The 10263-nt window shown below is 71.0% G+C and carries 10 protein-coding genes; 4 read left to right on the forward strand and 6 right to left on the reverse strand.

All coding sequences use genetic code 11. The features are described 5' to 3' along the window. Position 1: 1 nt before the first annotated feature. The 4 genes from AB9M23_RS12755 to AB9M23_RS12770 all read right to left on the reverse strand — a co-directional run bounded on the left by AB9M23_RS12755 (position 2) and on the right by AB9M23_RS12770 (position 4956). Positions 2-1102 carry a DNA topoisomerase IB gene (locus AB9M23_RS12755; RefSeq protein WP_372424940.1) on the reverse strand — a complete coding sequence of 367 codons (1101 nt, stop codon included), beginning with the start codon at positions 1100-1102 and terminating at the stop codon, positions 2-4. Then, entirely contained in the window at positions 1102-1416 is a 315-nt protein-coding gene (locus AB9M23_RS12760; protein ID WP_372424926.1) for a SemiSWEET family sugar transporter, read from the reverse strand. The genes AB9M23_RS12755 and AB9M23_RS12760 overlap by 1 nt, the downstream gene beginning before the upstream one ends. Positions 1417-1531: 115 nt before the next feature. Continuing rightward, positions 1532-3052 carry an anthranilate synthase component I gene (gene trpE, locus AB9M23_RS12765; protein WP_372424927.1) on the reverse strand — a complete coding sequence of 507 codons (1521 nt, stop codon included), beginning with the start codon at positions 3050-3052 and terminating at the stop codon, positions 1532-1534. Then, complete coding sequence (locus tag AB9M23_RS12770; RefSeq protein ID WP_372424928.1) at positions 3052-4956, reverse strand: peptidylprolyl isomerase; 1905 nt, start codon at positions 4954-4956, stop codon at positions 3052-3054. Before AB9M23_RS12770 ends, trpE begins: the two co-directional genes overlap by 1 nt. 144 nt (positions 4957-5100) lie before the next feature. Between AB9M23_RS12770 and AB9M23_RS12775 the strand changes: the two genes are divergently transcribed. Next, entirely contained in the window at positions 5101-5604 is a 504-nt protein-coding gene (locus AB9M23_RS12775; RefSeq protein ID WP_372424929.1) for a disulfide bond formation protein B, read from the forward strand. Positions 5605-5608: 4 nt separating this feature from the next. On the opposite strand, the gene AB9M23_RS12780 is transcribed toward AB9M23_RS12775, so the two are convergent. Then, positions 5609-6178 carry an HNH endonuclease gene (locus AB9M23_RS12780; RefSeq protein WP_084327693.1) on the reverse strand — a complete coding sequence of 190 codons (570 nt, stop codon included), beginning with the start codon at positions 6176-6178 and terminating at the stop codon, positions 5609-5611. A gap of 211 nt (positions 6179-6389) precedes the next feature. Beyond that, positions 6390-6617 (reverse strand): hypothetical protein, encoded by a 228-nt coding sequence (locus AB9M23_RS12785; protein WP_372424930.1) that lies wholly within the window; start codon positions 6615-6617, stop codon positions 6390-6392. A gap of 564 nt (positions 6618-7181) precedes the next feature. On the opposite strand from AB9M23_RS12785, the gene rpsL reads away from it, so the two are divergent. From rpsL to fusA, 3 genes are read left to right on the forward strand one after another with little or no spacing between them, the layout of a single operon-like run. Next, positions 7182-7553: a 30S ribosomal protein S12 gene (gene rpsL / locus AB9M23_RS12790; RefSeq protein ID WP_029032354.1), complete on the forward strand. Its 372-nt coding sequence runs from the start codon at positions 7182-7184 to the stop codon at positions 7551-7553. 51 nt (positions 7554-7604) lie between these two features. Beyond that, a complete protein-coding gene (gene rpsG, locus AB9M23_RS12795) occupies positions 7605-8075 on the forward strand; it encodes a 30S ribosomal protein S7 (RefSeq protein ID WP_029032355.1) in 471 nt (156 codons plus the stop codon). Between the two features lie 36 nt (positions 8076-8111). Then, positions 8112-10193 carry an elongation factor G gene (gene fusA / locus AB9M23_RS12800; RefSeq protein ID WP_372424931.1) on the forward strand — a complete coding sequence of 694 codons (2082 nt, stop codon included), beginning with the start codon at positions 8112-8114 and terminating at the stop codon, positions 10191-10193. Positions 10194-10263 lie beyond the last annotated feature (70 nt).

Genomic DNA, 10263 nt, shown 5'->3' on the forward strand with positions numbered 1-10263 from the left:
ATCAGGCCGCCCGCGCCGCGCCCTGGAGCCGGGCGCGCAGCAGGCCGAGCACCGCCGCCTCCTCGGGAGCCAGCCCCTCGAACTCCTGCGCCAACGCGCGGCCCGCCTCGCGGCCCACCAGCTCGGCGAGCGCACCCTCCAGGTAGGCGTCGAGCACCTGCGGGTGGACGTAGCACTTACGGCAGATGGTCGGCGTGTTGCCGAGCCGCGCGGAGACCCGATCGATCGCCGCCTTCAGGTTCTTCTTCGCGGCGGCCTTCGTGTCGAAGGCCTCGAATTCCTTCAACGCCGTCGCGGCGAGCACGGTCCCGCCCCAGGTGCGGAAATCCTTGGCGGTGATCTCGCGCCCGGTGATCTCGCGCAGGTAGGCGTTCACGTCCGCGCTCTCGACGGCGCGACGGTTTCCGTCCTCGTCGACCCACTGGAACAGGCGCTGGCCGGGCAGGTCGGCGAGCATGCGCACGGTACGCGCCACGCGCCGGTCGCGCACCTTCAGGCGCCATTCCTTGCCGCCCTTGGCCGTGAACACGAAGCGCAGGCTGTCGCCCTCCACGCGGACGTGGTCGGCGCCGAGCGTGGTGAGACCCTGCGTCTTGTTGGTGCGCAGATAGTCGGCGTTGCCGACGCGGATCAGCGTCGTTTCGAGCAGGTGGACGATCGTCGCGAGGATCTTCTCGCGCGTCGGCGCGCGCTTGCGCATGTCCGCGTCGACCCGCGCGCGGATCGCTGGAAGCGCCTCGGCGAAGGTGACCACGTGCTCGAACTTGGTCGAGTCGCGCATCTCGCGGAAGCGCGGATGGTAGCGGTACTGCTTGCGCCCGCGCGCATCGCGTCCCGTCGCCTGGATGTGCCCGTTCGGATCGGGCGAGATCCACACGTCGGTATAGGCGGGCGGCACGGCCAGCGACTTCAGCCGGCGGATCTCGGCGGGATCCTCGATCCTGCGGCCCTTCGGGTCGACGTAGGTGAAGCCCCGGCCGGACCTGCGGCGCCGGATGCCCGGCATCTCGTCGGTGACGTAGGTGAGGCCCGCGCTCCGCGCGGCGTCGACGGGGTCGACGATCCCGCTCTCCGAGGCGGCCTGCGCCGCCGCGGCCCCCATCACGGCGCCTCCGCCACGCGCCCGTCGGCGCGGCGCCGCCGGCGCAGGTTGTGCAGCTTCATGACGAGGACCGCGCCGGAGAGGAGGAGGCTCAGCGCGTTGAAGACGATGATCGGCAGGCTCCAGATCATCAGCCCGTAGACGATCCACAGCGAGAAGGCCGTGACCGTCACCACGTACATGCGCTTGGAGATCGCCTCGGTGTCGCCCTCGCGCCAGGACTTCCAGACCTGGGGGACGAAGCTCGCCGTCGAGCACAGGCCGGCCACCGTGCCGACGGCGACGGTGAGATTTCCTTCGATGAACGCCAGCACGCGGTCCGCCTCGCTCCGATTTCGGAGCGGAGAGAACGGCGGCGCGACCCCGGCGTTCCGCGCCGCGACGCCGCATGCGAGGACGTCTCATCGGGCGGCGCCCGGGCGTGCGCGGCTACTGCCCGCGGCGGGCGCGGCTGGCGAAGCGCACGGCGTCCTCGGCGGCGCGGAAGAGCGCCTTCGCCTTGTCGACGCACTCCGTCCGCTCCGAGGCGGGGACGCTGTCGTAGACGACGCCCGCGCCTGCCTGGACGTGCATGCGCCCGTCCTTGACCACCGCCGTGCGCAGAACGATGCAGGTGTCCATCTCGCCGTCGGCGCCGAAATAGCCGATGCAGCCGGCATACGGCCCGCGCTTGTCGCGCTCGAGTTCGTCGATGATCTCCATCGCCCGCACCTTCGGCGCGCCCGACACGGTCCCCGCCGGGAAGCCGGCCACCAGCGCGTCGAGCGCGTCGCGGCGCGGATCGAGCCGTCCGACGACGTTCGAGACGATGTGCATGACCTGCGAGTAGTACTCGAGGAAGAACGAGTCCGTCACCCGCACGGAGCCGAGTTCGGACACGCGCCCCGCGTCGTTGCGCCCGAGGTCGAGAAGCATCAGGTGCTCGGCGCGTTCCTTCGGGTCCGCCAGGAGGTCTTCCGCGTTGGCGCGATCCTGCGCCGGCGTCGCGCCGCGCGGGCGGGTGCCGGCGATGGGACGGATGGTCACCTCGCCGTCGCGCACGCGCACCAGGATCTCCGGGGAGGAGACCACGATCTGGTAGTCCTCGAAGTCGAGGTAGCACAGGAACGGCGAGGGGTTGGTGCGCCGCAGCGAGCGATAGAGCGCGAAGGCCGGCAGCGGGAAGGCGGCCTCGAAGCGCTGCGAGAGCACGACCTGGAAGACGTCGCCGGCCCGGATGTACTCCTTCGCCCGCTCGACCATGGCCTCGTAGGCGTCGTCCTCCGTGTTCGAGACGACGTCGATCGTCGTGGTCTCGGCGATCTCGGCGCGGGCCTGCGCGGGCAGGGGCGCCTCGAGCGCGTCGACCACCGCCTCGAGCCGGGCGATCGCGCTCTCCCACGCGGCCTTGGCCGAGCCGCCCGCCATCGGGCGAACCGGCGCGACGAGGCTGATCTCGTCGCGCACCGCGTCGAAGACCACCATCACGGTGGGGCGGACCAGCACCGCGTCCGGCAGCCCGAGCGCGTCGGGGTTGGGCGGCCCGAGCCGCTCCATCGCGCGCACCATGTCGTAGCCGAGATAGCCGAACAGTCCCGCCGCCATGGGCGGCAGGTCGTCGCCGGTCGGGATGCGGCTCTCGGCGATCAGCGCGCGCAGGCTCTCGAGCGGCGGGCGCGGATCGGGCTCGAAGCGACGCTCGCCCGAGAGCGCCGCGCGATCGATCTCGCAGGCGCCGTCGCGGCAGCGCCAGACGAGATCGGGCGCGACGCCGATCATCGAGTAGCGCCCGCGCTGGGCGCCGCCCTCGACCGATTCGAGCAGGAAGGCCGGCCCCGCCTGCGCGCGCCTCAGCTTCAGGAAGGCGGCGACCGGCGTCTCCAGGTCGGCGACGAGCCGGGTCGCCACGAGCGAGGGCCGCCCCGCCTCCCAGGCCGCGGCGACCTCGGCGAAGGCGGGGGCGACCTCCATCAGAAGGCGCCTCCCCGCACCGCCGCCTCGAAGGCCTCGCGGTCGATCTCGGCCCCGAGCGCGTCCTGGAGGTACGCGAGGTACTGCTCGAGCACGTCCTGCGAAAGGAGCTGGGCGAGCTGCGTGCCGATCGCCTCCGCCTGCGGCGTGGTGACGATGTAGTCCGGCGCCGAAGCCGACAGCACGCGGTAGACGACGCGCTCGGTCGCGCCGAGCGGGGCGCTGCCCGGCTCGCCGACGCGGGTGGCGAAGAGCCGCGTCACCGCGCCCTCGTCGAGCGGCGCCGTCGCCTGGCCGCGGCCGAGGCCGCGCGCCTGCGCGACCGAGAGACCGGTCTCCTGCGCGATGGCCTCCAGCGTCTCGCCGGCATCGAGCCGCGCGACGACGTCGCGCGCCCGCTCCGAGAGGATCTCCGCGACCCGCTCGCTGCGCCACGCGACGACGACCGCGTCGCGGACCTCGGCGAGCGCGCGGTCGCGGGCCGGCGCGATGTCGGTCACGTCGTACCAGACGTAGCCGCCGCCCTCGGTGCGGATGGAGAGATTGTCGACGCCGATGTCGGTCTCGAACAGGGCCGGCACCAGCGCCTCGCGCGCGGGGAGGGCGACCGGCGCGCCGTCCGGGCCGAGCCCGCTGCGGTCGATGGCCTCGATGCGGGTCAGCTCGAGCCCGGTTTGCGCGGCGATGTCCGAGAGCGGGATGGCGGCGGCGCGCTGGTCCTCGATCTCGTCGTAGACGATGCGGATGCGGTCGGTGGCGCGGTCGAGCGCGATCTCCATGCGCAGCGCCGGCGCCACCTCCTCGAGGGGGCGCACGTCCGCCGGCACGACGTCGGCCACGCGTACGAGCGCCGCGCCGAAGCGGCCGTCCACCGGCTCGCTCACCGCGCCTTCCTCGAGCGCGAAGGCCGCCTCGGCGATGGCGGGGTCGAGCACCTCGGAGCGGGCGAGGGTCCCCAGGTCGAACACGTCCGGCGCGACCTCCCGCTCGGCGGCGAGGTCCTCGAAGGCGATCTCGCCCGCCGCGACCCGCGCGGCCGCCTGCGCCGCCTCCTCCGCGCTGGGGAAGGGGATGCGCTGGATCGCGCGGCGCTCGGGCGTGCCGAAGCGCCGCTCCGCCTCCGCCTCGTAGCGCGCGCGAATCGCGCCCTCGTCGACCGCGTCCGGGTCGGCGATCGCCTCCGGGGAGATCGCCAGCACCTCCGCGGTGCGGTACTCGGGCGCGCGCCACTCGCCGCCGCGCTCGGCGAAGAAGGCCGCGAGCGTCTCCTCGTCCGGGGCTGGGATCTCGCCCGCGAGGCTCTCGGGCAGGACGAGGTAGTCCGCGTCCCGCCGCTCCGTCTCGTAGCGCCAGAACGCCTCCTCCGCCGTCACCGGCGCGTCGATGCCGGCGCCCACCGCCTCGACGATGGCGCGCCGCTCGAGCTCCCGCGCCTGCTCTACGAGGAAGGCCTGCTCGGAGAGGCCGGCGAGCGAGAGGAAGCGCCGGAACGCGTTCGGGTCGAACTGGCCGTTGGCCTGGAAGGACGGATCGTCGGCGATCGAGCGGGCGACCAGCGTCTCCCCGGCGCGCAGGCCGAGCATGCCGGCGCGCTCGTTCAGCACCGCCTCCGTGACGATCTGGCCCAGCACCTGCTGGTCGATCCCGAAGAGCTGGGCCTCCTGCGGCCCGATCGGCTGGCCGAGCTGGGCGGAGAGCCGGCGGATCTGGCGCGTGTAGGTGTCGCGCACGGTCTGCGCGTCGATCTCCGTGTCGCCCACGCGCACGACCGTGGTCGACGCACCGCCGCGGAAGATGTCGCCGATGCCCCACACCGCGAAGGAGAGGATCAGCAAGGTGAACAGCACGCCGGCGACGGCCTTGCCGACCCAGGTCTTACCGACGTTGCGAAGGTTCTGCAGCATGGGGCGTCCCGTTGTTCCAGGAGGGAGCGCTTAGCGCATTCGGCGTCCCCGCGAAAGGCCCGCCCGCGGCGGAGCGCCGCTTCCAAGGTGGGCGCGCGCGCGGTATGACGCGAGCCCGAACCGCCGGAGCGCCCGAACGCGATCATGACAGCCTCGCCCCTGCCCCTCGTCCGCGACCGCCGCCTCGTCGCCCTCGCGATCACGGTCGTGGCCGCCGCCACGATCGCTTCGGCGCTCGTCTTCCAGTACGGGCTCGGCTACCGGCCCTGCGCCCTGTGCCTCCTCCAGCGCTGGCCCTACTGGGTCGCCCTTCCGCTCGGCGCCGTGGCGATCGCGCTGGCGCCGCGCGCGGGCGTCGGGCGCGGGCTGCTGGCGCTGCTCGGGCTGGTGTTCGTCGTCTCCGCGGGGCTGGGCGCCCATCACGCCGGCGTCGAATGGGGCTTCTGGGCCGGCCCGTCCGACTGCGGCGGCGCGGGCCTGCCGCAGGCCGCGACGATGGACGACTTCCTCGCCCAGCTCGACACGGTGCGCGTCGTCTCCTGCACGGAGGCGGCGTGGCGCTTCCTCGGCCTCTCGATGGCCGGCTGGAACGCGCTGATCTCCGCCGGGCTGGCGGGGCTCGCCTTCGCGAGCGCGGCGGCACGCTGAGTCCTCACGGCTCCAGCTCGGTATCCCAGTAGAGGTAGTCCATCCAGCTCTGGTGGAGGTAGTTCGGCGGGAAGTGGCGGCCGTTCTGGTGCAGGTCGCTCAGCGAAGGCGCGTAGGGCTCCTGCCGGGGAATCATGTCGGCCTCGCGCGGGAGGCGGTCGCTCTTGCGCAGGTTGCAGGGCGAGCAGGCGGCGACGACGTTCTCCCAGGTGGTCTGGCCGCCCTTCGAGCGGGGGATCACGTGGTCGAAGGTGAGGTCCTCGCGGGCGCCGCAATATTGGCAGGTGAATCGATCGCGGAGGAAGACGTTGAAGCGCGTGAAGGCCGGGATGCGCGTGGGCTTGACGTAGGTCTTGAGCGAGACGACGGAGGGCAGCCGCATCTCGAAGGTGGGACTTCGCACCGTCTTGTCGTAGTGCGAGACGATGTTGACCCGGTCGAGGAACACCGCCTTGATCGTGTCCTGCCAGCACCAGACCGACAGGGGGTAATAGCTCAGGGGCCGATAATCGGCGTTGAGCACGAGGGCCGGACACGCGTCCGGCCGGACAGTCGGCTGAACGTGTACGCTCACGTCACCTCCTCCGGCGGGGAGGGGATCGCTCCGTCGCTCCCGCGGCGGAAAATCTACTCCCATCGTGACAGCCTTGTGAAGGCTCGTTCGCGCCGCAGGCCCCGCGGTGACGCACAGGGCGCGCGAAGGGGCGCCGCCGCGCCGGCCGCACGGCCCGCGATCCCTTCCCGGGCCGTGGAAACGTCCGCGAAACGTCGAGGTGCGCCCCGGTTCAGGCCTGGGTGTCGACCCAGCGCCCCTGTCCCGGCGGGGGCGGCGCCGGCTCGGGCGGCGGGGCTGCCGCGGGCTGCGCGTTCGCCTGCTCCATGCTCGCGAGGCTCGCCTCGACGAGGCGATTCGCGCTCGCGGTCTCGCCGGCGCGCTTGAGCGCCTGCATGGCGAAGTCGGTCCGGCTCGAGGACCAGGCGGCCGAAAGGCCCGCCGTCGGGTCGATGCTCATGGCTGGCGTCGTCTCCTCTCCCCCGTCCGATCGTGCATCCTAGACGCCGCCCGTGAATCCTTCGTTGACCCGTTGCGCGGCATCCGAACGGCCGCGCGCGGGCCGGGATCGCGCCGCGGGCGCGGGAAACGGGCGCGAAGCCTCGGTTTGCGGTTGACTCGGGGTTCGAGCCCCCTTATGTAGCGCGGGCTTCCGGTGGGCCGTAGGTTCGCGATGTCGATGCGCCGAGCGTCGACCCGAGCGTCCTAGACGCCACCGAAACTCAATGACCGTCTCACGGACGTCATCTTTTGGGGCACGACCGCGGGTCTCGCGACTCTCGGTCCTCTGCGTGGCGTCGCGCCTCAGGTCTCACCCGGACCCGACGGCGCGGTTTCGCTTTGCGTCGACGGTCGCCGGCAAGCGGGTCCTGTCCCGTCGGCGACCCGAACGGTGCGGCACGCTGCGCGGGCGGTGAATGCGTGGAGGATTCGGCGGACGGCCGCGGGACGCGAGTCCCGGGGTCGCCGGATCCGGGTTCGAGGAACGAGCGGCCGCGACGCGGCCGATACGAGAGGGCAGAGGATGCCGACCATCTCCCAGCTGATCCGCAAGCCGCGGACGGCCCAGAAGGCGCGCAACAAGGTCCCGGCGCTGGAGGCGTGCCCGCAGAAGCGCGGCGTGTGCACCCGCGTCTACACGACGACGCCGAAGAAGCCGAACTCCGCGCTGCGCAAGGTCGCGAAGGTGCGCCTGACGAACGGCTTCGAGGTCATCGGCTACATTCCGGGCGAGGGCCACAATCTGCAGGAGCACTCGGTGGTGATGATCCGCGGCGGCCGCGTGAAGGATCTGCCGGGCGTGCGCTACCACATCCTGCGCGGCGTGCTCGACACCCAGGGCGTCAAGAACCGCAAGCAGCGCCGCTCGAAGTACGGCGCCAAGCGTCCGAAGTAATCGCGTCCTACACCGGACGGTCGCCTAGAAGTCTCAGGACGGAGCCATCGCATGTCCCGCCGCCATCGCGCCGAGAAGCGTGAAATCAACCCGGATCCGAAGTACGGCGACGTCGTGCTGTCGAAGTTCATGAACTCGATCATGTACGACGGCAAGAAGTCCGCCGCGGAGAGCATCGTCTACGGTGCCTTCGACCTCGTCGAGAGCCGGATGAAGACCGACCCGCTCGAGGCGTTCAAGGCCGCCCTCGAGAACGTCGCCCCGGCGATCGAGGTTCGCTCCCGCCGCGTCGGCGGCGCCACCTACCAGGTGCCCGTCGAGGTTCGGCCGGAGCGGCGCCAGGCGCTGGCCATCCGCTGGCTCATCACGGCGGCGCGGGCGCGCAACGACCGCACGATGGTCGAGCGTCTCGCGGCGGAGCTCGCGGACGCCGCGCAGAATCGCGGCAGCGCCGTGAAGAAGCGCGAAGACACGCACCGGATGGCCGAGGCCAACCGCGCCTTCTCGCATTACCGCTGGTAATCGGGACGCGGACACGAGATCGAACGGAGAGACGTGATGCCTCGCGAGCACGACATCAAGGACTACCGTAACTTCGGGATCATGGCCCACATCGACGCGGGCAAGACGACCACGACGGAACGGATCCTCTTCTACACCGGCAAGTCCCACAAGATCGGCGAGGTGCACGACGGCGCCGCGACGATGGATTGGATGACGCAGGAGCAGGAGCGCGGCATCACCATCACGTCGGCCGCGACGACGTGCTTCTGGCGCGGCCACCGCCTCAACATCATCGACACGCCCGGCCACGTCGACTTCACCATCGAGGTCGAGCGCAGCCTGCGCGTGCTCGACGGCGCGGTGTGCGTGCTCGACGGCAACCAGGGCGTCGAGCCGCAGACCGAGACGGTGTGGCGCCAGGCCGACAAGTACGACGTGCCGCGCGTCGTGTTCGTCAACAAGATGGACAAGATCGGCGCGGACTTCTTCAAGTGCGTCGCCGACATCGTGAAGCGGGTGGCCGGCAAGCCGGTGTGCCTGCAGCTGCCCATCGGCGCCGAGTCGGACTTCAAGGGCGTCGTCGACCTCGTCCGCATGAAGGCGATCGTCTGGCTGGAGGAATCGCTCGGCGCCAAGTTCGTCGAGGAGGCGATCCCCGCCGAGCTCGAGGACCAGGCGAAGGAGTACCGCACCAAGCTGGTCGAGGCCTGCGTCGAGCTCGACGACGACGCCATGGCGGCCTACCTCGAGGGCGAGGAGCCCTCCGAGGAGGAGCTCGTGCGCCTCGTCCGCAAGGCGGTCCAGGAGCGCGCCTTCCACCCGGTCCTGTGCGGCTCGGCGTTCAAGAACAAGGGCGTCCAGCCGCTCCTCGACGCGGTGGTGGACTACCTGCCCTCGCCGGTCGACCGTGGCGCGGTGAAGGGCCTCGTGCCCGAGTCCGATCCGGAGGAGCAGCTGACGCGCGAGCCCGACGACAAGGCTCCGTTCTCGCTCCTCGCCTTCAAGATCATGGACGACCCCTTCGTCGGCACGATCACCTTCTGCCGCATCTATTCGGGCACGGTACTCGCCGGCTCGACGGTGCTGAACTCGACCTCCGGCAAGAAGGAGCGCATCGGCCGCATGCTCCTGATGCACGCGAACAATCGCGAGGACATCAAGGAGGCGTCGGCGGGCGACATCGTCGCGATCGCGGGCCTGAAGGAGACGCGCACCGGCGACACGCTGTGCGATCCGCTCAAGCCCGCGCTGCTCGAGAAGATGGAGTTCCCCGAGCCGGTCATCGAGATCGCGATCGAGCCGAAGTCGAAGGCGGACCAGGAGAAGCTCGGCATCGCGCTCTCCAAGCTCGCCGCCGAGGATCCGTCCTTCCGCGTGTCGACCGACAGCGAGTCCGGCCAGACCATCCTCAAGGGGATGGGCGAGCTCCATCTCGACATCAAGGTCGACATCCTGCGCCGCACCTACAAGGTCGACGCCAACGTCGGCGCGCCGCAGGTGGCCTATCGCGAGACGATCACCCGCAAGGCGGAGATCGACTACACCCACAAGAAGCAGACCGGCGGCACGGGCCAGTTCGCCCGCGTCAAGATCGTCGTCGAGCCGAACGAGGCGGGTGCCGGCTACCAGTTCGAGTCGAAGATCGTCGGCGGCTCGGTGCCGAAGGAGTACATCCCCGGCGTCGAGAAGGGCATCAACTCGGTCATGGGCGCGGGCGTCGTCGCCGGCTTCCCGATCGTGGACTTCAAGGTGCAGCTGATCGACGGCGCCTTCCACGAGGTCGACTCGTCGGTGCTCGCCTTCGAGATCGCGACCCGCGCGGCGATGCGCGAGGCGCTCCAGAAGGGCGCGTCGGTTCTGCTCGAGCCGGTGATGAAGGTCGAGGTGGTGACCCCCGAGGAGTACACGGGCTCGGTCATCGGCGACCTCAACTCCCGGCGCGGCCAGATTCAGGGCCAGGACATGCGCGGCAACGCGGTGGTGATCAACGCCTTCGTGCCGCTCGCCAACATGTTCGGCTACGTCAACACGCTGCGCTCGATGAGCCAGGGCCGGGCGAACTACACGATGCTGTTCGACCACTACGAGCAGGTGCCCTCGAACGTGGCCGCCGAGGTGCAGGCCAAGTTCGCCTGATCGGGTTCCCGATCGGCGAGCGGCCGCTCCTCACTCCCGCAGACAACTCTCAGAACGAATGGGTGCCACC

It is taken from the genome of Salinarimonas chemoclinalis (assembly GCF_041514305.1).
GTDB lineage: Bacteria > Pseudomonadota > Alphaproteobacteria > Rhizobiales > Beijerinckiaceae > Salinarimonas > Salinarimonas chemoclinalis.